This window comes from Thermosynechococcus sp. QS41, from assembly GCF_031583515.1.
GTDB lineage: Bacteria > Cyanobacteriota > Cyanobacteriia > Thermosynechococcales > Thermosynechococcaceae > Thermosynechococcus.
Map to the genome: position 1 here is coordinate 1314995 of NZ_CP134181.1, position 24540 is coordinate 1339534.

The 24540-nt window shown below is 54.5% G+C and carries 26 protein-coding genes, 1 pseudogene and 1 CRISPR repeat array; of the genes and pseudogenes, 14 read left to right on the forward strand and 13 right to left on the reverse strand.

Annotated elements, in window-relative coordinates; translation table 11 throughout:
* Nucleotides 1-26 precede the first annotated feature (26 nt).
* Both ribH and RHJ80_RS06360 read right to left on the reverse strand, forming a co-directional pair.
* Nucleotides 27-563, reverse strand: a complete 537-nt coding sequence (ribH, locus tag RHJ80_RS06355) for a 6,7-dimethyl-8-ribityllumazine synthase (protein WP_206201529.1) — start codon at nt 561-563, stop codon at nt 27-29.
* Nucleotides 564-610: 47 nt separating this feature from the next.
* Nucleotides 611-1063 carry a hypothetical protein gene (locus RHJ80_RS06360; protein WP_310801678.1) on the reverse strand — a complete coding sequence of 151 codons (453 nt, stop codon included), beginning with the start codon at nt 1061-1063 and terminating at the stop codon, nt 611-613.
* A gap of 134 nt (nt 1064-1197) precedes the next feature.
* Between RHJ80_RS06360 and RHJ80_RS06365 the strand changes: the two genes are divergently transcribed.
* From RHJ80_RS06365 to RHJ80_RS06390, 6 genes are read left to right on the forward strand one after another with little or no spacing between them, the layout of a single operon-like run.
* Entirely contained in the window at nt 1198-2031 is an 834-nt protein-coding gene (locus RHJ80_RS06365; RefSeq protein ID WP_206201531.1) for a thiazole synthase, read from the forward strand.
* The gene (locus RHJ80_RS06370; RefSeq protein WP_310800569.1) at nt 2028-3182 is read left to right on the forward strand and encodes a glycosyltransferase; all 1155 of its coding nucleotides are present in this window, start codon (nt 2028-2030) and stop codon (nt 3180-3182) included. Before RHJ80_RS06365 ends, RHJ80_RS06370 begins: the two co-directional genes overlap by 4 nt.
* A 52-nt stretch (nt 3183-3234) precedes the next feature.
* Entirely contained in the window at nt 3235-3405 is a 171-nt protein-coding gene (psb34, locus tag RHJ80_RS06375; protein WP_206201533.1) for a photosystem II assembly protein Psb34, read from the forward strand.
* A gap of 40 nt (nt 3406-3445) precedes the next feature.
* Nucleotides 3446-4024 (forward strand): tRNA (adenosine(37)-N6)-threonylcarbamoyltransferase complex dimerization subunit type 1 TsaB, encoded by a 579-nt coding sequence (tsaB, locus tag RHJ80_RS06380; protein WP_302679122.1) that lies wholly within the window; start codon nt 3446-3448, stop codon nt 4022-4024.
* Nucleotides 4014-5468, forward strand: a complete 1455-nt coding sequence (locus RHJ80_RS06385; RefSeq protein WP_310801679.1) for a CIA30 family protein — start codon at nt 4014-4016, stop codon at nt 5466-5468. Before tsaB ends, RHJ80_RS06385 begins: the two co-directional genes overlap by 11 nt.
* Before the next feature lie 13 nt (nt 5469-5481).
* Nucleotides 5482-6738, forward strand: a complete 1257-nt coding sequence (locus RHJ80_RS06390; protein WP_399384596.1) for an exonuclease SbcCD subunit D — start codon at nt 5482-5484, stop codon at nt 6736-6738.
* On the opposite strand, the gene RHJ80_RS06395 is transcribed toward RHJ80_RS06390, so the two are convergent.
* The 4 genes and pseudogenes from RHJ80_RS06395 to RHJ80_RS06410 all read right to left on the reverse strand — a co-directional run bounded on the left by RHJ80_RS06395 (nt 6735) and on the right by RHJ80_RS06410 (nt 9509).
* Nucleotides 6735-7535 carry a DUF928 domain-containing protein gene (locus tag RHJ80_RS06395; protein ID WP_302679125.1) on the reverse strand — a complete coding sequence of 267 codons (801 nt, stop codon included), beginning with the start codon at nt 7533-7535 and terminating at the stop codon, nt 6735-6737. The two genes, RHJ80_RS06390 and RHJ80_RS06395, sit on opposite strands and share 4 nt — an antisense overlap.
* 112 nt (nt 7536-7647) lie before the next feature.
* Nucleotides 7648-8077, reverse strand: a pseudogene (locus tag RHJ80_RS06400) (GTP-binding protein).
* A gap of 4 nt (nt 8078-8081) precedes the next feature.
* Nucleotides 8082-9005, reverse strand: coding sequence for a GTPase Era (era, locus tag RHJ80_RS06405; protein WP_310744244.1), 924 nt, complete (start codon nt 9003-9005; stop codon nt 8082-8084).
* A gap of 9 nt (nt 9006-9014) precedes the next feature.
* Nucleotides 9015-9509: a biopolymer transporter ExbD gene (locus RHJ80_RS06410; RefSeq protein WP_310744245.1), complete on the reverse strand. Its 495-nt coding sequence runs from the start codon at nt 9507-9509 to the stop codon at nt 9015-9017.
* A gap of 76 nt (nt 9510-9585) precedes the next feature.
* On the opposite strand from RHJ80_RS06410, the gene gmk reads away from it, so the two are divergent.
* Nucleotides 9586-10161: a guanylate kinase gene (gmk, locus tag RHJ80_RS06415; protein WP_302679128.1), complete on the forward strand. Its 576-nt coding sequence runs from the start codon at nt 9586-9588 to the stop codon at nt 10159-10161.
* Here the strand turns inward: gmk and RHJ80_RS06420 are convergent.
* On the reverse strand, nt 10158-10880 hold the full coding sequence (locus RHJ80_RS06420; RefSeq protein WP_286626497.1) for an ABC transporter ATP-binding protein: 723 nt from the start codon (nt 10878-10880) through the stop codon (nt 10158-10160). The genes gmk and RHJ80_RS06420 overlap by 4 nt on opposite strands.
* The gene (locus RHJ80_RS06425; RefSeq protein ID WP_310801681.1) at nt 10877-11137 is read right to left on the reverse strand and encodes a hypothetical protein; all 261 of its coding nucleotides are present in this window, start codon (nt 11135-11137) and stop codon (nt 10877-10879) included. Before RHJ80_RS06425 ends, RHJ80_RS06420 begins: the two co-directional genes overlap by 4 nt.
* Nucleotides 11138-11251: 114 nt before the next feature.
* Nucleotides 11252-12515: a CRISPR direct-repeat array (repeat unit 36 nt; unit sequence GTGCTGGGATTCTTTCCCAGCCGAATTAATGGAAAC).
* Nucleotides 12516-12682: 167 nt separating this feature from the next.
* On the opposite strand from RHJ80_RS06425, the gene RHJ80_RS06430 reads away from it, so the two are divergent.
* The gene (locus RHJ80_RS06430; RefSeq protein ID WP_302679130.1) at nt 12683-13696 is read left to right on the forward strand and encodes a zinc-dependent alcohol dehydrogenase family protein; all 1014 of its coding nucleotides are present in this window, start codon (nt 12683-12685) and stop codon (nt 13694-13696) included.
* 14 nt (nt 13697-13710) lie between these two features.
* Nucleotides 13711-13980: a hypothetical protein gene (locus tag RHJ80_RS06435; protein ID WP_310801682.1), complete on the forward strand. Its 270-nt coding sequence runs from the start codon at nt 13711-13713 to the stop codon at nt 13978-13980.
* Nucleotide 13981: 1 nt separating this feature from the next.
* Here the strand turns inward: RHJ80_RS06435 and RHJ80_RS06440 are convergent, their stop codons facing one another.
* Entirely contained in the window at nt 13982-15118 is a 1137-nt protein-coding gene (locus RHJ80_RS06440; protein ID WP_310801683.1) for a trypsin-like peptidase domain-containing protein, read from the reverse strand.
* A gap of 74 nt (nt 15119-15192) precedes the next feature.
* Between RHJ80_RS06440 and RHJ80_RS06445 the strand changes: the two genes are divergently transcribed.
* From RHJ80_RS06445 to RHJ80_RS06455, 3 genes are all read left to right on the forward strand, one after another.
* Nucleotides 15193-15387 (forward strand): hypothetical protein, encoded by a 195-nt coding sequence (locus tag RHJ80_RS06445; RefSeq protein WP_149817974.1) that lies wholly within the window; start codon nt 15193-15195, stop codon nt 15385-15387.
* A 3-nt stretch (nt 15388-15390) separates the two neighbouring features.
* A complete protein-coding gene (locus tag RHJ80_RS06450; protein ID WP_302679133.1) occupies nt 15391-15885 on the forward strand; it encodes a hypothetical protein in 495 nt (164 codons plus the stop codon).
* A 244-nt stretch (nt 15886-16129) separates the two neighbouring features.
* Entirely contained in the window at nt 16130-16423 is a 294-nt protein-coding gene (locus RHJ80_RS06455; protein ID WP_310800595.1) for a transposase, read from the forward strand.
* A 114-nt stretch (nt 16424-16537) separates the two neighbouring features.
* Here the strand turns inward: RHJ80_RS06455 and RHJ80_RS06460 are convergent, their stop codons facing one another.
* Nucleotides 16538-18136, reverse strand: coding sequence for a radical SAM protein (locus tag RHJ80_RS06460; protein ID WP_310800596.1), 1599 nt, complete (start codon nt 18134-18136; stop codon nt 16538-16540).
* The gene (gene topA / locus RHJ80_RS06465; RefSeq protein WP_310800597.1) at nt 18137-20800 is read right to left on the reverse strand and encodes a type I DNA topoisomerase; all 2664 of its coding nucleotides are present in this window, start codon (nt 20798-20800) and stop codon (nt 18137-18139) included.
* Between the two features lie 183 nt (nt 20801-20983).
* Here topA and RHJ80_RS06470 point away from each other — a divergent pair, with 183 nt between their 5' ends.
* Nucleotides 20984-21751, forward strand: coding sequence for an amino acid ABC transporter ATP-binding protein (locus RHJ80_RS06470; RefSeq protein ID WP_310800598.1), 768 nt, complete (start codon nt 20984-20986; stop codon nt 21749-21751).
* On the opposite strand, the gene RHJ80_RS06475 is transcribed toward RHJ80_RS06470, so the two are convergent.
* On the reverse strand, nt 21748-22260 hold the full coding sequence (locus RHJ80_RS06475) for an inorganic diphosphatase (RefSeq protein ID WP_286649992.1): 513 nt from the start codon (nt 22258-22260) through the stop codon (nt 21748-21750). The genes RHJ80_RS06470 and RHJ80_RS06475 overlap by 4 nt on opposite strands.
* Before the next feature lie 129 nt (nt 22261-22389).
* Here RHJ80_RS06475 and RHJ80_RS06480 point away from each other — a divergent pair, with 129 nt between their 5' ends.
* Nucleotides 22390-23796 (forward strand): type II CAAX prenyl endopeptidase Rce1 family protein, encoded by a 1407-nt coding sequence (locus tag RHJ80_RS06480; RefSeq protein ID WP_310800599.1) that lies wholly within the window; start codon nt 22390-22392, stop codon nt 23794-23796.
* Here RHJ80_RS06480 and RHJ80_RS06485 read toward each other — a convergent pair.
* Nucleotides 23764-24540 carry an SDR family oxidoreductase gene (locus RHJ80_RS06485; protein ID WP_310800600.1) on the reverse strand — a complete coding sequence of 259 codons (777 nt, stop codon included), beginning with the start codon at nt 24538-24540 and terminating at the stop codon, nt 23764-23766. The genes RHJ80_RS06480 and RHJ80_RS06485 overlap by 33 nt on opposite strands.

Sequence of the window (24540 nt, forward strand, 5' to 3'; positions counted from 1 at the left end):
AAGCAATTTCTGCTTCACCATTTGGATTACCCATCAGCGAGAACGGGGGTACTGGGGCTGAGTTTGGCTGTGGGTGGATTGATGCTGCTGGGCAGGGTTTGCATCAGGTTTGCCATTTCGAGGGCATTGAGGGCATATTCCCAACCTTTATTGCTTTTAATGCCAGCGCGCTCAAGGGCCTGTTGCATCGTGTCGGTGGTAAGAATGCCGTAGATAATGGGCACACCCGTTTGCATAGAGGCCGTGGCAATGCCTTTGGTGACTTCAGCAGCCACATAGTCAAAGTGGGGAGTTTGGCCACGGATGACTGCCCCGAGACAAATAATGGCAGCATAGCGACGACTGGCTGCCAGTTGAGCCGCCACAAGGGGAATTTCAAAGCTACCGGGTACCCAGGCGTAGTCCACCTGAGAACCATGGGGATTGGGATCAACACCATGGCGGCGCAGACAATCTTGGCAGCCCTCTAGCAGCTTGGTGGTAACCAAGTCATTGAAGCGGGAAATCACAATCCCAAAGCGAGGCGTTCCCAGAACGTGATAGGTGCCTTCAAAAACAGCCATAGGTGGAGGTGCCAAATCTTACCCAAAAGAGTATAACCTGCAATGGCCTAGGAGGAGCGATCGCCCTGCTCCACAAGGAAGTCTTGGGACTGCCACTGCTGCACAATACTAGTTAACTTGGTAACAAATGGGTCAGACGCTAAATCAGGGTGAAATTCACTAATTTTTATATTGGTAGGTGTCTCTGAAAGGCGAGAGGGAGTAGGTTCCGGCACACTAATGGGCAATGACTGGCAGATAATGGCTTCAAACTCACTGTTGAAGTGATAAATCGGTTGCTCACGCCGTTGCCATAGCTCTAAAATTTGCTCTACGGAAATGGCTTTATAGCGCCCCAGATAGAGGGCTTCAATGAGGGCAAGACGAATCCAGCGGGGAGGAAAATGGCGCAACCAGCGATCTAGGATGACCTCAACTGAGGAGCCATCCAAATCAAACCCATATTGACGTAGCAGGCGATCGGCAGCCTGAATGGCGGCATTGTTGCCAATATGTGCCATGCACCAACTGTTGCACTCCCAAGGTTATGGTGCCTCTATGATGCCACAAGTTTTCCAAGGTCGCAGCAGCAGAGAGCGTAACCCTGATATGGTAGAAAGGCAAACTCTAGTGCTTTTCACTTCACAAGTGCATCATGGTGACTGCGCCTCCTCCTGAGCTGCTAATTGAAGATGCCCCGCTAACAATCGCCGGGCGGCAGTTTCGTTCACGCCTGATGACCGGTACGGGCAAGTATCGTTCCATTGCGGATCTCCAGGCCAGTGTTGCCGCGAGTGGCTGTGAAATTGTTACGGTAGCCGTACGTCGCGTTCAAACCAATGCCCCCGGTCACGAAGGCCTCGTGGATGCCCTTGACTGGCGTAAAATCTGGCTGCTGCCCAACACCGCTGGCTGTCAAACCGCTGAAGAGGCGATTCGCGTTGCCCGTTTAGGCCGCGAAATGGCCAAGCTCTTGGGTCAAGAGGACAACAACTTTGTCAAGCTAGAGGTGATTCCCGACCCGAAATACTTGCTGCCCGATCCCTTTGGCACGCTTGCTGCCGCAGAACAACTGGTCAAAGAAGGATTTGCGGTTCTTCCCTACATCAATGCAGATCCCCTGCTGGCCAAACGCCTTGAGGAAGTGGGCTGTGTTACTGTGATGCCGTTGGCCTCCCCCATTGGGTCGGGGCAAGGTCTGCGTAATGCCGCCAATATTCAAATCATTATTGATCAAGCCAGTGTTCCCGTTGTGGTTGATGCGGGCATTGGCACGCCCAGTGAGGCGGCCGCCGCGATGGAGTTAGGGGCAGATGCACTCTTGATTAATACCGCGATCGCCCAAGCGGGCAATGCGCCGGCAATGGCCAAAGCCATGGCACTCGCAACCACGGCGGGTCGTCTTGCCTACTTAGCGGGTCGGATTCCCGTCAAAGCCTATGCCAGTGCCAGTTCCCCCTTGACGGGGACGATTGCGACAGCACCATGATGGTTGCCCTCATTCTCCTGAGCCTGCTGAGCCTCACGGGAAGCCTGTTCTACATTGTTGCCGCTGCCCTCACCTATCAATTTTTCACCCCCCAGCGGACGACTCGCCTAGAGTCCTTGCCGGCGGTCTCGATCTTGGTTCCTGTCTGCGGCTTAGAAGCAAGGGCTTGGCAAAACTGGTCTTCACTGTGCGAGCAAGATTACCCCCTCTACGAAGTCCTCTTTGGGGTTCAAGACCCCAGTGATCCAGCCATACCGGTGTTAAAGGCCATTTGCCAGACCTATCCCCACCGGGCTCGCTGGTATCTTTGTCAGCGGATTTGCGGGCTGAACCGTAAGGCCAGCAATGTCGCCCAATTGTTTACCCATGCGCGCTATGGGGTAATTGTTGAAACCGATAGTGATGTGCGCGTTAGACCCCATTACTTAGCCACTTTGGTGCAACCCTTGGCGGATCCCCAAGTGGGGGTCGTTACCTGTGGTTACATTGATCACCATCCGCGCCGCTTAGGAGCTGCGTTTCTGGCCATGGGGCGATGCCTTGACTTTATCCCCAGTGTGCTTGTTGCCCGCTTCCTTGATCGGGGGCTGCGCTTTGCCATTGGGCCAACCGTGCTGCTGCGGCGGGAAGTCCTAGAAAAAATTGGTGGTTTTGAGATTGCACTCAATCGCATTGGTGAGGACTACCAACTGGGGTATGCAGCGTGGCGTGCTGGGTATCGCGTGGAGTTATCGTCCTATATTCTTGACAATGACTGCGCTGATGAGTCCTTTTTGAAGGCGGTGCAACGGGAACTGCGCTGGTGTCGCAGCATTCGTGCCAATCGCGGCAATCAGTATTTTGGCATGGTGTTTATGTTTGGCACCGTCTATAGTGCCCTGCTGTGGGGACTATTTCCAACCCCATGGACTCTCAGCGTCTTTCTGGGGGTTCAGGGCCTTCGCTGGTTGCAGGCGATCATGAGCATGGTCTTGATGGGTACCCCTCGGCTACTGTTGTGGCTCTGGCTATTGCCCCTGCGGGATGTGATGAGCTTCCTGATTTGGCTGGGGGGCTGTTTTGGCAATCGCATCTACTGGCGCGGTCGCTGGTTGCGGGTCTATCGCCACGGTCAATTGCAAGAAATTGTTAAGGATTCTCAAGACTCGTAAAGTTCGCTTGTTAGAATAGCTGCACTGTAACGCTGAATTGAGGTTTGTTTCGATGCGCTATACCACCGATGAGGGCGGTCGCCTCAACAACTTTGCCATTGAGCCTAAGGTCTATCAAGCACAGCCTTGGACACCGCAGCAAAAAGTACGGGCAGCCCTGTTGGTTGCGGGCGGATTGCTCTTAGTGGCTGGCTTGGTGGCGATCGCCGTCGGAGTGAGCTAAGCTGCTTTGTCTTGGTTTTGATACCAGCGATGCCACCCTAGTGGCAGGCCTCTATGACTTGGGGGCAGATCAACTGCTGGAGATGAAAACATGGCCCTTGGGTCGAGAACTGGCCAGCCAACTTCACCCTTGCCTTGGGGAACTGATGGGTCGCTACACTTGGGGTGAACTAGGGGCGATCGCTATTGGCTGTGGCCCGGGCAGCTTTACGGGAACGCGCTTGGGGGTCGTGACTGCCCGCATCCTAGCCCAGCAACTGGAAGTTCCCCTTTTGGGTCTGTCTAGCCTTGGCACAATGGCGTGGCACTATCGTGATGAACTCATAGAACAGGATGGGGTGGTGTCGCGTCGTGCCCAGCAGGGGCATCAATACCTTGGCATTTACCGTTATCAGGGGGGGAGTCTCAACTCTCTTTGGGGCGATCGCCTGCTGGCAGACCACGAAGCAGAAACGCTTTTAGCCACTTGGCCTCACCCCTACAAACACCTGAGTCCCCCTAACCCCACCGACTATGGCCGCGCTTTGCTCACATGGGCAGCCCAACAGTGGCACGATACACTAAGGGCAGGGGAGAAACTTCCCCATTGGTCAAGCGTGGTGCCCCTCTATGGCAAATAACTGGGAACTTGGTCGCTTTCTCGATACACTGCGCTTTTTTCAAGCCCTTCCCTTTGTGGGAACCCTAGAACCTCTGCGCCCTGTGCTGTCACCCCTTTTACCGGATCTCTTTAAGCCGCCCGCCTATCGGGGCAGTGGTCTTGTTGTGGTGATGGGGGCAACGGGTCGAACCGGTCAAGCGGTGGTGAAAACCCTCTTGAGTCAAGGCTATGCGGTGCGGGCAGGGGTGCGCGATCGCGCCAAGGCGGAGAGTGTACTTCCCTCAGACCCTTTTTTAGACATTGTTGTTGCCGACGTGACTCAACCCTTGCCTGCCGATCTCTTGCAGGGCAGTCGGGCGGTGATCAACTGTGTTGGGGCAAAGGTACAGCCCAATCCCAACGCGCCACCCCCCGGCCTTGAAATTGTCGGTGCGAGTCCAGAGGCGGTTGAATTTGAGGGCATGCGGCATTTGTTGGAACGTGCCCAACCCTATTTTCAAAGTCAACCCAACACCTATCCCCTCTTTGACTATCGCTATCCCACGCCCCCCCTGAAGGAAGTTTGGGGTGCCCTCGATGATGTGGTCATGGGCGGCGTCAGTGCCAGCCAGTTTTACCTCAAGGATCACAGTGCCCTCTTCACGGGGCTGGTTTCTACGGAAAATTCTGGGGGGTTTGTCTCGATTCGCACCCGCAACCTCACCCCAGCCCTCAATCTCCAAGGCTACACGGGCATTCAACTCCGGGTTCGCGGCGATGGGCAGCGCTATAAATTTTTCCTACGCAGTGACCCCGCTTGGGATGGCGTCGGCTATGCCATGTCCTTTGATACGGTGGCCGATCAGTGGATCACGGTTGAATTGCCCTTTAGCCACTTTATTCCGGTGTTTCGGGCCCGCACCGCCACCAATGCGCCGCCTCTGAATGTGGGGCAAATTTACTCGCTGCAACTGATGCTCAGCAAATTTGAGTATGACGGTGCCCTCAACCCCCACTTCCGCCCCGGCACCCTCAGCCTTGAGATTGAGTCGATTCAAGCCTATGGGGGGTTGCCCTTGCCCCGCATGATTCAGGTGAGTTCTGCGGGGGTGACCCGTCCGCAACAAGCGGATCTTGACCTGAAGGGGCAGCCCCTAGCGGTTCAATACAACGACCAATTGGGGGGCATCCTCACCTGGAAACTGGCGGCAGAAAATATGCTGCGCCAAAGTGGCCTCCCCTACACCATTGTCCGTCCCTGTGGTTTGACGGATCAGCCCGGTGGCAAAGAGCTGCGCCTTGATCAGGGCGATCGCCTGACGGGTTCTCTGAGTCGCGAAGATTTAGCGGCGTTTCTGGTCAGCTTACTGAATTTGCCCGTGGCCTGCTATCGCACCGTAGAAGTGGTGGCCACAGATCAAACCGCCGAGGCCTATCCCAATTGGGCAGCACGCCTTGCCCAAATCCCTAGCGATCGCCCCTAGGAGACAGTGCGAAATGGTGCGTTTTCTCCATGTTGCCGATGTCCACCTTGGCTTTAACAAGTACCGCCAAGAGAATTCCAATCGCACGTTTGATTTTTTCACCGCCTTTGACAGTGCCCTGCAAACCTACGCCATCGAGGCACAGGTGGATTTTGTCCTGATTGCCGGTGATCTGTTTGAGGAGCGGATGATTACCCCCGGCATTCTCAATCAAGCGGAATACGTCCTCGACAAGGTGCGATCGGCGGGGATTCCCGTGCTGGCGATCGAGGGTAACCACGATAACTGCCCCTACGGTGTCAAGTCCAATTGGCTCCGCTACCTCTGTGAAAAAGACTATCTCTATCTACTGGAACCTGACGAAAGTGGCCAATTACAGCCGTGGGACGCCGAGGCAGCGCGGGGTGGCTATATGGATCTCCCCTGTGGCGTGCGCGTCATTGGTTCCCAGTGGTATGGTGCCAGTGCCCCCCGTGCCATCCAACAGCTGGCCAGTCAAATTCAGGCACTACCGCCCGCTGCTGGTGCGACGATTTTGCTCTTTCACCACGGCCTTGAGGGGCAAGTCTCCCGCTACCAAGGGGCATTGCGCTACAACGATCTTTTGCCGTTGCGCCGAGCCGGTGTTGATTACTTGGCCTTGGGGCATATTCATCGCCACTACGCCGTTGAGGATTGGATCTTTAATCCTGGCTCCGTCGAGGCCAATTCGATTCAGGAAAATCAGCAGCAAAATCCGCGGGGGGTTCTCTTGGTTACCCTCGATCAGGGGCCACCCCAAGCGGAACTGAAGCGCGACTATTGGCAGCGTCCCATCCATCGCTACACCCTCACCCTCACCCCCAGTGACACCGTGAGCCATGTGGAGAGCCAACTCCAGCAGTTGGTGCAGCGGCATCGCTCAGACATGGCAGAGGCGATTGTTGAAGTCACCCTAAAAGGCGAAGTAGGGTTTGAGCGGGGCGATTTGTCTGTGCGATCGCTCCAAGAGCAACTGCAAGAGGCAGCCAATGCGTTCATTTTTCGATTGGGGTTTGCCGCAACCCCTGTGGCCTATCAAACCTACCGTGATGCGACGGCTGAACCACCCCCCCGCGCCCAGATTGAAGAACAGGTATTTACGGATCTGCTGGCCAGTGTTGCTGAGTATCGCGATCGCGCCGAACCCTTGGCCAAGGTGCTGATGCACATCAAAGAAGATCTGCTGCAACCCAACGCCAATATTCCTGACCTTTACCAGTGGCTGGCAGACCTTTCCCTAGAGAGTTAGGGCTGGGGTGGTAAGGGGATGAGGGGTTGATTCGCCACATTGGCCAACTGGACAGCGGCAGACTGCAACAGGGCTTGCCATTTTTGCTGAAGTTGGGCATTCCCCGGCTGCGCTAGGCGTTGTTTGGCCAGTTGATTGAGGGTGTCGTACCAGTAGCCCGCCATGGCAAAGGCATCCGCCACATCTTTAGCTTGCACGATTCGCTGCTGTTGGCTTGGCGATAAGGGCATCGGTCGAAACCAACTGACGGTTTTGACGGCTGTGGTGCCATTGGTACAGGTGAGGGTGAGTTGCCACTGGTAATCCACACCATTTTTGAGGGCAACATTCTCCACAGGCCAGCCAATAATACCCGCTTCCGTGGGGGCAAGACGCTCTTGGCGATAGACTTCTGTGCCTTGGGGATCCCGCAGCGTCAGGGTTAGGGTGGCCCCCTTGTTGGCGGGAATGAAGCTATAGAGGGTAGGGGTGGGGGTGCTGCTAAGGCCATTGTTATCCTTGGGCACGAGGGCAACCACAGTTTGTTTTGGCTCAGTTAGACAGCTTTCGATGCCACCAGTACTTTCCCGCAGTAGCATGGGACGGGCAATCCGCGTTGCAGCTCCCTCACGGTTACCGGGGCGGCCAATATTAGCGGGTGGACGATAACTTGCCCAAGAGGCATGGGCGATCGCCCCAATCATGACCACTGCCAAACTTAGGGGAACGGCAAGGGGGCGGATCCTCAATCGAGTAGCCATGGCCACTAACCCCGTTGCTCCGAGCGTCGCACCCCTCACCCATGCGTAGCTCATCATACTTCCTACCTGACGACACCGATAGGACGATTCTAAGGGGCAAATTGTTGCCTTGCCAGTGATGGTGATCAGTGATTTTTTGTGCGTTGGGTCAACTTCCGTACCATTCTGTTTAGGCTGCTAAATGGGATGCGAGAAAGGCAATCACCTGATCTAGCCCAAGGCCAGTTTTCAAGTTCGTCATCACATAGGGGCGATCGCCCCGCATTTTCAGGGTGTCCCGTTTCATTACCTCTAAATCAGCACCCCCATAGGGGGCAAGATCAATTTTATTAATCACCAATAAATCCGACTTGGTAATCCCCGACCCGCCTTTACGGGGAATTTTATCGCCAGCAGCCACATCAATCGCGTAAATCGTTAAATCCACCAGCTCTGGGCTAAAGGTCGCAGCCAAGCGGTGTGGGGACATCCCCCGTTTCAACACTGAGAATTCGCTCGGGGGGAAGGGCTTGGGAACGCACCAAAAACTGGGCATCCACAAGGGCGGTTTTACCTGACCCCACAGGCCCTGCCACACCCACTCGCAATGCTGTCTCCATCGGCTTAATCCTTCTCAATGCGATAGCCCAACTCCGCCAAGCGCAACCGATCCTGTCGCCAGCGGGGGCGTACCTTGACAAACAGTTCTAAGTAAATCTTGCCACCAATGAGGGTTTCCATTTCTTGGCGGGCAGCGGTGCCCATTTGTTTGAGCAACTGACCCCCTTGGCCGATAATAATCGCCTTTTGGGTTGGACGCTCCACATAAATCACGGCGTGGACACGAGTCAGGTTGCGATCTTGCTGCACCTGTTCAATCGTCACGGCCACCGAATGGGGGACTTCCTCGCGGGTGTGATGCAAAATTTGCTCACGGATCAATTCCGCCATGATGAAGCGCTCCGGCTGATCGGTGACCATCTCTGGCGGATAGTAATAGGGGCCAAGGGGCAACTGCGCTTCAATCGCCGATTGCAATACACCAACTCCCTCTCCCGTGAGCGCCGAGCAGGGATAGGCTGGCCAAGGGCCAAGGGTTTGATAGTCCTGTTGCCGCTGTGGACGCTCCCCTGCCGGCAAGAGGTCAATTTTATTGATGGCCAAAAGCACAGGGGATTTTACTTTAGCCAGTAATTCTGCTACGTAGCGATCGCCCCCACCGGGGGCACTTGCCGCATCCACCACAAAGACAATGGCATCCACCCGATTGAGAACGCCCTTGGCATTATGCACCAGCACTTCCCCAAGGCGATGGTGAGGCTTATGGATGCCGGGGGTATCCACAAAGATCAATTGCGCCGTTGCCGTTGTCAGGATGCCCCGCAAGCGATTGCGGGTGGTTTGCGCTACGGGAGAGGTAATGGCGACCTTTTGCCCCAAGAGATGGTTAAAGAGGGTGGACTTGCCTACATTGGGACGACCCACTAAGGCGACAAAGCCAGAGCGAAAGCCGTCTGGGGCAACAGGAATACTGGAAATGGGTTCCACCGTCACTGCCTATGGCTTAGAGGGTATGGGTTGATCGTTGGCTGGTGGCGAGGGGAGAGGGTTAGGGCGGGTCTGTGTACTCAGCACCGGTTGTTCGACGGGTTGCGTGGCCAAGGCCACACGATTGCCCCCGAGCGATCGCAGGAGATCCAAGACTTGGATGACTTCGTTGTAGCTCACCACCTGTGATGCCCGCAAAATCACCATTCCTTGGGGATTCGTTTTCAAGTAGGTGGCCAAGCGTTCATAGAGTTCACTGCGGTTGACGGGGTCTTTATCCACAAAAAGTTGCCCCGCCGGATCAATGCTCACCACCAACATCTTTTGCGACTGCGCTTGACTGGTGCTGGCTTGGGGCAGATTCAAGGTAATCGCCTGCTGCCGCGTCAGACTCACCGCCGCCAAAATAAAGAACGTGAGGATACAAAAGACCACATCAATCAGCGGCAGCATTTCAATGCGAGCATTTTCACTCTCACTGGGCAAATGAATCTTCACGGCCATTCCTCAACCACGCTGCCTTAATGATAAAACTCTGAGCAAACAGAGTAGGATCAAAAAGTTTCCCCCCCGTGCAGTTATGACCAGTGCAACGCCCCAGCCCGGACAACTCATTGTGATTACTGGCCCTAGTGGGGTCGGCAAAGGGACGCTTCTACGGCAACTGCGACAGCGACATCCCGAACTGGCACTTTCGGTTTCGGCAACGACCCGTCCGCCACGCCCCACGGAGGTTGAAGGGGTGGATTACTATTTTGTCTCTGTAGAAGAATTTAAGGGAATGATTGCTGCTGGGCAACTCTTGGAATGGGCAGAGTTTGCTGGCCACTACTACGGCACCCCACGCAATCCGTTGCTGCAACTCATTGCCCAAGGAAAAACCGTCATCCTTGAAATTGAACTGCAAGGGGCACGCCAAGTTCGCCAGTCCTATCCTCAAGCGCGTCACATTTTTATTCTGCCGCCATCTTTAGCGGAACTTGAACACCGTCTGCGTAGCCGTGGCCAAGATAGTGAGGAGGCCATTGCCCGCCGTTTAGCTCAAGCGGAAACCGAAATTGCTGCGGCCCCAGAATTTGATGTTCAAATTGTCAATGATGATTTGGAAAAAAGCCTGATTGCTCTCGAAACAGCAATTTTTAGCCCTGTGCCCTAAGGCTCTGCCCGCACAATTCCGAGGTAGAGTTCCCCCACTTTAGGGTCATTGAGTAGTTCGCTGCCCAATCCCTCATAGCGATCTTTGCCCATTTCTAAGACATACCCGCGATCGCTCATGGCAAGGGCTTTCCGTGCATTTTGCTCCACTAGAATAATAGCGGTGCCTTGGGCATTAATTTCCTTGATTTTGGCAAAGACATCATTGACGAGGGCTGGGGAGAGAGCCGCGGAGGGTTCATCCAAGACCATAATTTGCGGGTCTAGCATCATGGCGCGTCCCATGGCCAGCATTTGCCGTTCTCCCCCGGAAAGTGTGCCTGCCCGTTGCTGTCGGCGCTCAGCCAAGCGGGGAAAGGTGTCATAGACCCGCTCTTTGAGGGCCTTGAGGTTGCCGCTTTTCGTAAAGGCACCCATCTCCAGATTTTCTTCAACCGTCAGGGTACGAAAGACATTGGCAATTTGCGGCACGTAGCCAATTCCCTTTTTGACAATTTGGTTGGGACGCAAGTAGGTAATATCTTCGCCGGCGAGGGTAATTGTGCCGAGGCGGGGCGTCAGTAACCCAGCGATCGTTTTTGCCAAGGTTGATTTTCCCGCGCCATTGGGGCCAATGACCGCCACTAGCTCGCCGGCTTCGAGACGAAAATTAACGCCCCGTAGAATATCCACATCGGGAATATAGCCGGCATAGACATCAGACACTTGGAGCAAGCTCATGGTGCAAAGGACATCGCCAGAGGTTCAACATCCTCAGTATAGAGGTTTCGCGCTGTGTCCCTAATTTTGCTCCTGAAGGCAAAAGATTGCTGTTGTGAATTGAGATCCTTGAGGGCTTGATCAAGCACCTCTGGACAAAAATATCCTCTTGGCTCGGCAATTTTCTCAAACCCAGTCTCCACAACGCTTTGAGCAATTTCTAACAGCTTTGGAGGTGCTTGAATTTTCCCGAAATTCAGTTCCAGAGTGACTTTCACGTCCTGTGACCCTGCGGATCTAAAAATTTTACAAAAACAAAAAAATGATCCCGTCTAGGTGCTTGAAAATGACCTGTGCTATAGTAGTCGTAGAGCACCTTCTAGGAGGGTGCCGTGCTGGGATTCTTTCCCAGCCGAATTAATGGAAACACAACAAGGATACAAAGCTTTACAAGAAGAGCTTGTGCTGGGATTCTTTCCCAGCCGAATTAATGGAAACGATTAATAAACTTAAGCTTAGTCTGCGCACACCTTCTAAGTGCTGGGATTCTTTCCCAGCCGAATTAATGGAAACGATTATTTGCGCTGTGGTTTTTTAGCCACAGTGGAATGTGCTGGGATTCTTTCCCAGCCGAATTAATGGAAACACGTTGGGAGCGTGTTTAATAATGATTCACGCTCGTGCTGGGATTCTTTCCCAGCCGAATTAATGGAAACGCTTCGGCCTTGTTCCTTCTTGTTCCTTTGGCCTTGTGCTGGGATTCTTTCCCAGCCGAATTAATGGAAACTCTTCCAAACTTTGGTAAAAAAAGCAAAAAAAGACTAGTGCTGGGATTCTTTCCCAGCCGAATTAATGGAAACTTTTGCTGAATAAATAGCGCAAACACTGGCAAGTTTAGAGTGCTGGGATTCTTTCCCAGCCGAATTAATGGAAACTTTGAGTACGTGGATATTTGTAATGAACTTGATGGTGCTGGGATTCTTTCCCAGCCGAATTAATGGAAACTTAAGAACCCTCCAAAAAATTTACAAAAACAAAGTGCTGGGATTCTTTCCCAGCCGAATTAATGGAAACTCTCAACAATCCAAGACTGCTTAAGCCCCGCCCGTGTGCTGGGATTCTTTCCCAGCCGAATTAATGGAAACACGTAAGAGGCGCTTTTGGATATGCTGCTACTTAAAAAGTGCTGGGATTCTTTCCCAGCCGAATTAATGGAAACTTAGAGCATTAGAATCAATTGCACGCACAATGGAAGGGTGCTGGGATTCTTTCCCAGCCGAATTAATGGAAACTTGTTGCTGCCACCCTGTTGATTATTCACAATGTGTGCTGGGATTCTTTCCCAGCCGAATTAATGGAAACGCATTGGAATATTTTCCTCTTTCCCACGATTGATATGTGCTGGGATTCTTTCCCAGCCGAATTAATGGAAACATTACAAGTGCCAACGGCTCGAGTACTACCTGAGTAGTGCTGGGATTCTTTCCCAGCCGAATTAATGGAAACAGCCCATAGTAAACTCCTACTAACTAACAACACTAGGGTGCTGGGATTCTTTCCCAGCCGAATTAATGGAAACGAAATGGCTTCCCGTCACTAAACTCGACGGGATGGTAAGAGGTGCTGGGATTCTTTCCCAGCCGAATTAATGGAAACACTTCCTCCTAAAAGGGGGCTTCAGGGGGGGAGATCAGTGCCTGAACCTGAGGTGGCAAGCAAGGTCGCGGAACCAGTAACAAGCATCCCTGACCTTTAGGGCGGGCAGTGTGTCAAAATTGGTGTTAAGTCGTGCACCCAGCGGAGTCAACGGAAACGCAGCAACAATGAAAGCCGTTGCCATCACAGAATTTGGTGACCCCGATGTTTTAGCGCTGCGGGAGATGCCTGAGCCGCAGATTCAAGCTGCCAATGAGGTGAAAATTCAACTGCGGGCGGCCAGTGTGAACCCCATTGATACAAAGCTGCGACAGCGGGGAACATTTTTTCCCGATCGCCGGCCCGCCATTCTCGGCTGTGATGGCGCAGGGGTGGTCGTGGCTGTGGGTGCAGCGGTGCAGCGGTTTCGCGTAGGGGATGAAGTTTATTTTTGCTATGGGGGCTTGGGCGATCGCGGCGGCTGCTATGCCGAATACACCGTTGTTCCTGAAGTTGCCGTTGCCCACAAGCCCAAAACCCTTTCCTTTATTCAGGCCGCTGCCTTGCCCCTAGCAGTGATTACGGCCTGGGAAGCCTTGGGCGATCGCGGGGCAGTCCCACCTTTGAATGTCCTCTCCACCGCAAAAACCGTTCTCATCCATGCCGGGGCGGGCGGGGTGGGGCATCTCGCTATTCAACTGGCGCGGCGATCGGGGGCAACAGTTGCCACAACGATTAGTTCCGCAGCCAAAGCCCGTTTTGCTGAACGTCTCGGAGCCACCCTTGCCATTAACTACACCACCAGTGATTGGGTACAGGCAGTCTTGGACTGGACAGAGGGCAAAGGAGTTGATTTTGCCCTTGATACCGTTGGTGGTACCACCTTTAGCGACACCTTCAAAGCGGTGCGTCCCTATGGCACCCTCGCCACCCTCTTGGAACCCGCCGCCGATACGCCGTGGAAAATTGCCCGCCAACGCAACCTCTTGATCCAACTCACACTGATGCTGACGCCGCAACTCATGGGGTTGAGTGATGCCCTTGCCCATCAGGGCAAAATCCTTGAGCAGGTGGCCACCCTCGTGGATCGCGGCGAACTAGAGGTTGTTGTCGATAAAACCTTTCCCCTCGGTGCAGCGGCGGATGCCCATCGCTATCTCAGCCAACGCTTGGTGCAGGGTAAGGTGGTACTCGTCCCATAATTGGGGATTTTCTGATGGTTGCTCAGATTCTTGGCGCCCTTCTCATCGGGCTGGAACAGGCTCAAGGGGTGCCGACATGGCTCAGCCAAACGCCCCGCAGTGATGTTTATCGGGTTTGCCGCATTTTTAACGGACGCCTTAGCTATTGTGGCCGTTGGTTCACAGGGGAAACGGTGCTGTTGCAGAACAACTTCTATCGCACCTGCCGCATCTTTAATGGGCGCCTCAGTTATTGTGGCCGGTGGTTCACGGGGGAAGCAGTACTGTCGGAGCCTCGACGCTAACTTATTCTGGCTGCGAAGAGGGATACAATTCTGGTGGCATTGGCTCCGGTTGCAGGCTCACGGTTTGCCGGCGATCGCCCCGTTGAATCTCTAAGGTAATGGTCTGCCCTAGCTTTGTTTGCTCAACCACGCTTTGCACCTGTTGCGGGGTGGGTTGATTGAGATCGTTAATTTTGGCAATCCAATCTCCCACTTGCAGACCCGCTTTAGCCGCCGGCGAATTGGGGGCAATACCAACGATTAGCGTCCCTTGGGTTTGATTCAGTGTCCAGTTGGGCTGATCTTGACGGATTTGGGCAGCCACTTCTGGCGTCAATTGCACCATGCGAATCCCCAGATAGAGGTGCTGGGCGCGCCCCGTAGTAATAATCTGTTCAGCAATGCGATAGGCCGTATTGATGGGAATGGCAAAACCCAGGCCCTGCGCTTGGGAAATCACGGCGGTATTGACGCCCACCACTTGACCAGCAGCATTCAGAAGAGGGCCCCCGGAATTGCCCGGATTAATCGCCGCATCCGTTTGAATGAAGCTCACCCGCTTATCGGCAGCGCCAATTTCATTACTGGCACGCCCCGTTGCACTAATAATGCCGGCGGTTACGGTGTTACTTAGCCCCAAGGGGTTACCGATGGCGATCGCCCACTCGCCCGGGACAAGGGTATCCGAATTCCCCAGCTGTACGGTGGGTAAATTTTCGGCATCAATTTGAATAACAGCCACATCCGTCAGGGAATCTGCACCCACCACCTTGCCATCATACTGGCGACCATCGGGGAGCGTGACTCGCACGGCACTGGCGCCTTCCACCACATGGGCATTGGTCATAATCTTGCCATCGGGGGTAAATATAAACCCAGAGCCTTGACCTTGGCGCAGCGGCACATCTGGTATTGGAAAAGGATTGAGAAAACTATCCTCTTGACTGCGGGGCAGTCGTAGGGTATCAATGCTCACCACCGCTGGCCCTGCCTCAGCAACCACCTTGGCAATGAAATTCTCCCCCGTATTGGGTCGCTCCGTGGGGGCAAGGGGAGGCAAAGATGCCCCCGTATTGCGATCGGGCAAACGCAATGGACAGCCCGTCAGTGCCACAAGGGCGATCGCCATCCCAACGAGACTCAAGCGCGTGCGAACCATACTCAACTCAACTCGGCAGCAGATCCACTCTAGCCTTATCCTGAAAATAGTGAGTTTGTCGAACCTCTGCTGGCATGCTGACTGTGATTAGCTACCTCGAACAGCCCATGACCTTTGATAGTTTCTTTGGACCTGTGACCCTGCAGCCCGGTCGCAATGAAAATGTCGATGAGCGGCGCTGGCGCAACTGCAAAACCCACAATGCTGACCTGCAAGCGCTGCTCAAAAAGGGGCTTATTGTGGTCGAAGACGTGGGGGTCAGCTCATAGGCCATGACGGATGCAGTCGCTGCCCTCTTTCAGCAAGGGCAACAGGCCTTCGAGCGGGGAAACTACCAACAATCGATTGCTCTTTTAGGACAGGCGGCGGCGCTGGCGGAGGGAAATGCGGTGCGATCGGGGGAAATTAACCTCTGGTTAGTCACGGCCTATAGTGCTGCTGGCGATCAAGGGGCTGCCGTCAGCCTCTGCCGTCAACTCCAACGACACCCAGATCATCACACGCGGCAGGAAAGTCGTCGCTTGCTGGCGATTTTGGAGGCTCCCCAACTCAAACGCCGTCCGGAATGGTACAGCGAAATTCCCGACCTATCCCATGTGGGCGATCGCGCCTACACGTCCCCCTACAGCCGTTCCCCGAAAAAGCCATCGGCTGCCACCCCAAAACCCCAAGAACCACCGCCCCCTGCTACGCCTTTACCGAATGCCTTCATCTGGCTTGCCCTCACGGGCTTGGGCGTGGTCACACTCTTAGCAGCTTGGTTATAGTAAACTCCCCACCGACTAAAGTCGGGGGCTTTCAGTATCGGAATTTAGGAACACATGGGTAGAGAGCCACGGCAAGGAAACGCTGGTGTATATCGATGAAACGGGGTTTGACTCTCGAGTGGAGTGTGAGTATGGGTGGTCAGCGCAAGGCGAACGAATTGATGGAGAGCGAGCGGGGAAGCGTCAGAAAAGAGAGAGTTGAGTCGCAGGATGGTATAGACACCAGAAAGACTTCATCGCCCCAATGTTGTTTTCAGGATATTTGAATGCGTTAGGGTTTGTGAGTTGGCTGAGTCAGTACTGTTTGCCGGCGTTAGAGAAACGTTCGTTGTTGATGATGGATAATGCACCGATTCATCCAAAAGGGGCGATTCAGGAAGCGGTCAAAGCGGCGGGTCACGAGGTGTTATTTTTACCGAAATACTCTCCTGATTTGAATGTGATTAAGCACGACTTCAGTGCGTTGAAGCGAGCGCGGATGTATGCAGGGTCAAACAGTTCGATTGATGAGGTGATTCGCAATTGTTGTGCTGGATAATGTCTTATTCTTTATTGGAATAGCTATATTTGCCCACTTGTGCATCAGTGGAACCAACAACGTGTCTTTTCATCCGCCTAAAGTCACTAAAGAGGGGTATCAGCGCAGACCGGCCTAGGCGATCGCTCGCTGCAGATGATTTTGCAAGGTTTTAGTAGGCAGGCCACTCTGGAGATGCTGCCACGGTAAGATCGTCTCCTCTGGCCAATGGGCAGTGACGTAGGCTTCAAAGTCGGGCAACTGTCCGCGCAGTTCCTTAAATGCCCGGCGATAACTGCCCAAGGAAGTGCCGTAGTGGCGTACCTGCTCAAGCAGGGGAGCAAGCCGGCGATCGCCCCGCGAAATTAAAGCTTGAATCAGCGAGTCATTATAGGATTCAGGACGAAACTCAATCCCCAATTTGGCCAATTCTTTTTTCAGGAACTTCAGGCGTTTTTCGGCCACGGGTTGCACGCCCCACCACTGAAAAGGAGTATGGGCCTTGGGCACAAAGGTACTACAGCCAAGGGTGAGTCGCAGGCGCGGCGCTGTTTTTTTCAATTGGCGAAAGAGATCCACCGTAGCTGCAACATCGGCATCGGTTTCTGTGGGCAGTCCCACCATGCCATAAAACTTTAGCCCCTTGAGGCCGCCGGCTTGGGCATGGCTGGCAGCAGCAAGAATCTCCTCAGTCTCAAGCTTTTTGTTGATCACTTGGCGCAGACGCTCAGACCCCGTTTCGATGGCGATCGTCAGGGATTGACTGCCCCGTTGACTCAAGAGTTGGGCAAGGGATTCAGTGACCGTATTTGTGCGCACAGACGCTAAACTCACCCGCACATGGTCAAATTGTGGTTGGCCTAGATGCTCAATCAAGGCGGGAAATTCGGGATGCTGGGTAATTGAGGCACCCAAAAGCCCTAGGCGATCGGTGACCGCTAGCCCCCGCTCAATGGCAGGAATCAGTGTTTCGAGACTGGGCGTGCGAAAGGGCAAGGTCAAATAACTGGCCAAACAAAAGCGACATAGCTCTGGACAACTACGCACCACCTCCACCATGTAAATCTTTTCCCAAGCGGCGAGGGGGGTGACCACCGTTGAGGCAGCAAGGGTATTGCCGCGATGGACTTGTTTGGTCACTGTGGCGGGTACCGTGGGCTTTCGGGGTTCAATTCCTTGAATCGGGCCTGTGGCACTGGCATAACTGACGGCATAAAGACTGGGGACATAGAGGCCGGGCACTTGGGCAAGGGTTTCCAACTGTTGCGATCGCGGGGCAGCGCGCACCTGTGCCATGGTCGTCAAAAACGGCTCAAGGAGGGGTTCGGCATCCCCCAGTAAAATCACATCGAAAAAGTCGGCAAAGGGTTCGGGATTGGCCGTCAGCACTGAACCACCGCCAAAGACCAAAGGATGGCGATCGTGGCGATCGCGCTGCCAAATGGGAATGCCCAACTGCTCCAAGAGCGCCAATAGATTGGCGTAGTCCAACTCCCACGAGAAGGAAAAGCCCACCAACTGCGGATCCCGAGGCAGTGGCTCCTGCACATCGGTAAAGAGGCGACTCACGGCCACATCAGGACGGCTGGCCAGTTGTGCCCACACTAGTTGATACCCTAAGCTGGTAATGCCAACGCTGTAGGTATTGGGAAAGCCATAGATGACCCGCAGTGCCTCTGGCCGCGGGCGGGATCGCTCAAAGAGGAGGGTTTCAGCAGCAAAAGGGGAATTCACCTAGGTTTCCGTTGACTTACGGCGGCTGGTTTTTGCGGTCTTGGTGGCCGTCTTTGTAATGGTCTTTTTGGTGGTTGATTTTGGTTTCGGGGCAGTGGCTGTTGCGCTGCGGCGGGTTTTCTTCGGTGCTTTCTCCGCCAATAGGGGCAGGGCTTGCTCAAGGGTCATGGTCTCTGGACTCACCCCTTCCGGCAGTGAGGCATTCACCTTGCCGTGGTTGACATAGGGACCATAGGGACCATCCAAGATCTGCACCGGTTCGCCATCCTCTGGGTGAGTCCCCAACACCGCGAGCACCTGTTTTTTGGCACGGCCACGACTCGCTTTCGGGGTCGCCAGCAGCTCCAAGGCACGCTCTAGGGTAATCGTATAAACATCATCCTCCCCCTTGAGGGAACGATAGTCCTTCTCACCGTCAGGGTCATGGACAATGTAGGGGCCAAAGCGACCTTGATTGGCCTGAATCAGCTTGCCCGTTTCGGGATGAACTCCCAATGTGCGGGGCAGCGACAACAGCGTAATCGCCAAGTCTAGGGTAACTTCGTCGGGACTGACCCCCTTGGGTAGAGAAGCTCGTTTGGGTTTTGGATTGGCCGCTGTGGCTTCTCCCAACTGTACATAGGGACCAAAGCGCCCCGTGAGTAAGAAGATCGGTTCCCCGGTTTCAGGATGCACGCCCAGCTTGTCGGGACCCTCTAGTTTTTGGCGAATTAATTGCTCCACTTGTTCGCGGGTGAGGCTACCGGGAGTGGCATCTTGGGGCAAGGAGGCTTTAATCGGTTCGCTGCCATTGCCATTTTGATAGACGACAAAAGGACCAAAGCGACCCACCACCACTTCGGCATTCAGTTCTGGCAGGGCGATCGCCCGGGCTTCTGTGGACTCAATTGTGCGCTCCCGCTCTTTGACCTGCTGCTCAAGGCCGTTTTCACCCAGATAGAAGGATTCAAGGTAGGGCTGCCACTGCACCTCCCCCGTGGAAATATCATCAAGGGTTTGCTCCATCCGCGCCGTGAAGTTAATGTCCACTAAGTCGGGGAAGTATTTCTCCAGCAGTGCCGTAACCGCAAAGGCAGTAAAGGTGGGTTCAAGGGCATTGCCCCGCCGAATGGCATACTCGCGGTCTTGGATCGTGCTGATGATGGTGGCGTAGGTGCTGGGACGCCCAATGCCGGCTTGCTCGAGGGCTTTAACAAGGCTGGCTTCGGTGTAGCGTGGCGGCGGCTGGGTTTCGTGACCGACACTTTCAAGGGCTTGGCAGCGGAGAATATCGCCCACCTGCATCAGGGGCAGCATCACCTCTTGGCTTTCGAGGGCGGCATCGGGATCATCCGACCCTTCCACATAGGCACGGAAAAAGCCGGGAAAATCAATGCGTTTACCGTGGGCACGGAAGAGGGCATCCCCCGCCGTAATCGAGACCGTTAGCAGGGTGACGCGGGCATCGGCCATTTGTGAGGCCACTGTGCGCTTCCAGATCAGTTCGTAGAGTTCCAGTTCCCGATCCTTAAGGCCAGTTTCTTGGGGGGTACGAAACTGACTACCCGCAGGGCGAATCGCTTCGTGGGCTTCTTGGGCGCCCTTGGTTTTGGTGGTGTACTGCCGCGGCTGGGGCGACAAAAAGGCTTTGCCATACATGGCTTCCACACAACTGCGAGCGGCAGCGATCGCCTGCTCCGACAGATGCACCGAGTCCGTGCGCATATAGGTGATATAGCCCTCTTCATAGAGCTTTTGGGCAATGCGCATCGTATCCCGCGCCGAGAGGTGCAGTTTGCGGTTGGCTTCCTGTTGCAGCGTCGAGGTGGTAAAGGGAGGAGCCGGTTTGCGGGTTTGTTGGCGCTCCTCTTGTTCAGTGACCGTCCATGTTTCCGTCAGCAGGCGATCGCGCAGGGCATTGGCCGCCGCCTCATCCAAGAGCAAGACCGCCTCAGGGTTGCGCACCTGTCCTGTAGCAGGATCAAAATCATTGCCCGTGGCCAAGCGTTGACCGCCGACACTCACCAAACGGGCTGGAAAGAGGGTTCCCCGTTGATCCAGCGTGGCCTTGAGATCCCAAAATTGCCCCTTGCGGAAGGCCAGCCGTTCCCGCTCCCGTTGCACCAATAGACGCACTGCCACCGACTGCACCCGCCCCGCCGACAGATGGGGAGCAATTTTCCGCCACAGCAGGGGCGACAGGGTATAGCCCACTAGGCGATCGAGGATACGCCGCGTTTCTTGGGCACGCACGAGTTGTTGATTGACATCGCGGCAATTGCGCAGGGCTTCTTGGATGGCCTCTTCCGTAATTTCATGGAAGACCATGCGCCGCACGGGCACCTTTGGCTCCAACAGTTGCAGCAAGTGCCAACTAATACTTTCGCCTTCGCGGTCTTCATCGGTCGCAAGCAGGAGTTCATCAGCAGTTTTCAGGGCCGTTTTCAGGTCTTTGACAACTTTTTGCTTGTCTTTGGGGACAATGTAGAGGGGTTCAAAGCCAGCAGCGACATTCACCCCTAGGGTTGCCCACTCCTCCCCCTTGAGTTCAGGGGGCACATCAGCAGCGCTGCGGGGCAGATCACGGACATGACCCATCGAGGCTTCAACGCGATAGTCCGGGGGCAGAAATTTGCGAATGGTACGGGCTTTTGTCGGGGATTCAACGATAACAAGGGTGGACATAGCAGATGCTGCGGGATGGGTTTTTCGGCACTCTCAAGTTTAGCGATCGATCATAGAATTGTGTTCTCCCACCGTATCATGGGGAGCAAGGAGAAGCACTTCCTTATATTGATAACCCTAGCCTAACCAAGAGGCGATGCAGAGAATCTGTTTAGTCAGCATAACGGTTTTTAGGTAGCAGCGATGACTCAGCGTGGGGCAGCCCCAGAAATCGTGATCCAAACCCGCCACCTCAATAAATATTTTGGCGATCGCCACGTCCTGAAGGACATCAACTTCACCGTTGCTAAGCAAGAGGTGGTTGCCCTCATTGGCCCCAGTGGTTCTGGCAAAAGCACCTTGCTCCGCTGCTTGAATGGGTTGGAGACGTACCAATCGGGGGAGATTCTCATTCTCGGTCATTACCTGCCCCCAGTGCCAACGCCGCAACAACTGCGGGTGATTCGCCGGGATGTGGGTATGGTCTTTCAGAACTTTAACCTCTTTCCCCACATGACGGTCTTGCAAAACATCATCGAAGCGCCGATCCTTGTGCGCAAGCTCCCCCGCCGCGTGGCTATTGAAATGGCTGAAGGTTTATTGACCAAAGTAGGATTGCTGGACAAACGGGATGCCTATCCTCGGCAACTCTCCGGGGGGCAACAACAACGGGTGGCGATCGCCCGTGCCTTGGCCATGCAGCCGGAAATTCTCCTCTTTGACGAACCCACCTCTGCCCTTGACCCGGAACTAGTGGGGGATGTCCTCGCCGTGATGCGACAACTGGCCGAAGAAGCAATGACCATGGTGGTGGTCACCCACGAAATGCAATTTGCCCGTGAAGTCTCTTGCCGCGTTGTCTTTCTTGCCGATGGCCAAATTGTTGAGGAAGGATCGCCCCAAGAACTGTTTCGTCGTCCGCAACAGGAGCGAACCCGCCTCTTTTTAGAGCGTGTGCTGGTTAGGCACTAGCCTTTATAGGCCTTGATGCATTTTTCAACAAGGGGCTGCACCGCATCCACATCCTGCCAGCCAAGAATTTCAGTCACTTTCTTTTGCAGATTCTTGTAGGTACGGAAGAACTCAGCGATTTCTTCGAGGCGGTGGGGCGCAATGTCCTTGAGGGACTTCACCTCGGCATAGCGAGGATCATCAACAGGCACACAGAGAATTTTCTCGTCGCGATCGCCACTGTCAATCATCTCCAGCATGCCAATAGGACGGGCAGGAATCACACATCCCGGAAACGTCGGCTCATCCATGATCACTAGACCATCGAGGGGATCGCCATCATCCGCCAGTGTATTGGGAATGAACCCATAATCATAGGGATAGGTCACCGCCGAATAGAGCACGCGATCGAGGGCAAAGACGTTCATTTCCTTGTCAAACTCATATTTATTACGACTGCCCCCCGCAATTTCCACCAGCACATTGACAACACCCGGCTTGGGCTGGGCAGGAATACGGCTCAGATCAATACCCATAGAATCATGTCCACGCAACAAGTCTCCATTTAATCGAGATCGGGACATTGAAGCAAGCACTGGATTGATCCCTTGGGTCGCTTTCCGCTAAGGTTTTGGGGAGTCCCTTGTCAGCTTTGCCCTATGTCTCTAAAGCGGTTGGTGCTTGCAGCCCTTAGTGTCGTGGTCGCTGCCCTCATGACGGTGTCGTTGCTGGGCAGTTATTTAGAACCCCAAGCCCAAGGGCAAATTAACCTATTTCAGACCAATTTGTCACTACAAGCCCGAGAATGGCAGGGTCTGGGAGATGCCACAACCCGCGATCGCCTTGTGGGGAATGTGGAAAGCGCAATCAAAGCCTATGAAGAGGTACTGGCCACACCCACACCACAAAACCAACCGCTGCGTCTTCAATTGGGACTGCTCTATGCCGATGCCGGCCAGCGCGATCGCGCCCTCAACACATGGCAACTCCTCATTAATGAGGCTCAAGGGACAACCCGCAGTACCGCAGAAGTGCTGATGGGATTGTGGACCGATCCCCCACAATTGCTGCCAGATGCCGAACCATTGATTAAAAATACACTCCAAGGCTGGTTTCGCGATCGCGCCCTCGAACGCCTCTATGAACTGCAACAGCGATCCGACGCCCTGATGACCTTGACCCGTGCAGAACAAAATCGCGCCCAAGCAGCCTTCTATCGCCTTGCCCTGATTGGCACGACTCCTCTGCTCGGAAGTTTGATTGGGATTGTTCTTTGGATGGTCTGGATCTATCAACACCTGCGCCGCCGCCATCAAGGGAACACTCTGCCACCCCTGACCCCCGTGACATGGGGCTGGGAAACCCTCTGGGAAGGCATGGTAATCTGGTTTGCTCTCTTTTTTGCCATTAGCTTGGTGCTCATGCCCTTGGTGCGCTCCCTGATTGGCATGGGACTGCCGCTGCCCTCTGCGATGGCTCAAACGCTGTATGCCTTAGTGAGCTACGGGATGATGATGGTTGCTGGCTTGGGCTGGCTGTGGTACTTTCTGCGTCCCTTTGGTAAGCGCCCTGCGGATTGGTTATGTTGGCAAGGGGGGTTAGGGGGTGCTTTGCGTTGGGGGGTCGGCGGTTATTTGGCGGCACTGCCCTTAGTCGTGGTCAGTTCGCTGATTAGTCAAGCCCTGCTGAAAAATCAAGGGGGCGGCAATCCCCTACTGGAAATTATTTTACAAAGCCGCGATTACACCACCTTTGCCCTGCTTTATATCATGGTGGCAGTGATGGCGCCCTTCTTTGAGGAGATTCTCTTTCGGGGATTCTTCTTTCGTTCGGTGCAATCCTATCTACCCCTCGGCACTGCCATGGGGGTGACGGGACTCCTCTTTGCCATTGCCCATCTGAATTTAGCCGATCTATTGCCCTTGACGGTTTTGGGAACCGTGCTCAGCTACATCTACTGGCGATCGCACAATATCGGTGCAGCCATGATTCTCCACAGCATCTGGAACAGTGGCTCCTTTTTGGGCTTGCTCCTATTGAGCGGGGGGACGGAAGCGGGGTTCTAACTGCTGCACCAACCACTGGCGGGGCACCAACCGACCAGCAAGGGCAAGGAAGCGATTGGCGGGCTGACCGGGAATGACCGTGGCCACATCGGTTTGCAACGCCGCAAGGGTTTCGGCAACCACCTGTTCGGGAGTGTCCTGCCGGGCAATGAGATCCGAGTTGCGGGTCATATCGGCACGCTCAAAGAAGTTGGTGGCAGTGGGTCCGGGACAGACGGCAAGTACCCGAATACCCAAGGGTTTGACTTCTGCCCACAGAGCTTCGCTGAAGTGGCGAACAAAGGCTTTGCTGGCGGCATAGACGGCGAGATAGGGCAGGGGCTGAAAGGCAGCAATGGAGCTAACGTTGATAATCGTGCCTTGACGACGGGGGCGCATTTCTTGGAGCACGAGATGGGTGAGTTCTACTAGCGCTGTGATGTTCACTTGGAGCATGGCCGTCAATTGCTGGCGATCGCGATCGCCAAAAGCACCATAATCCCCAAAGCCGGCATTATTGATCAGCAGATCTACGCTGAATCCCAAGGCTTGAATCTGCCCATAGAGGCGACAGGCAGCACTAGGTTCACTCAGGTCTTGGGGAATACACACCACCGACACCTTTTGGCTCAGGCGCGTCTTGAGTGCCTCTAGGGTGTCGAGGCAACGCCCCGTTAGGATCAAATTGTGCTGGCGATCGGCAAAGGCTTGGGCAAAGGCTCGCCCCAATCCTCCCGTTGCTCCTGTAATGAGTGCCGTTGGCAT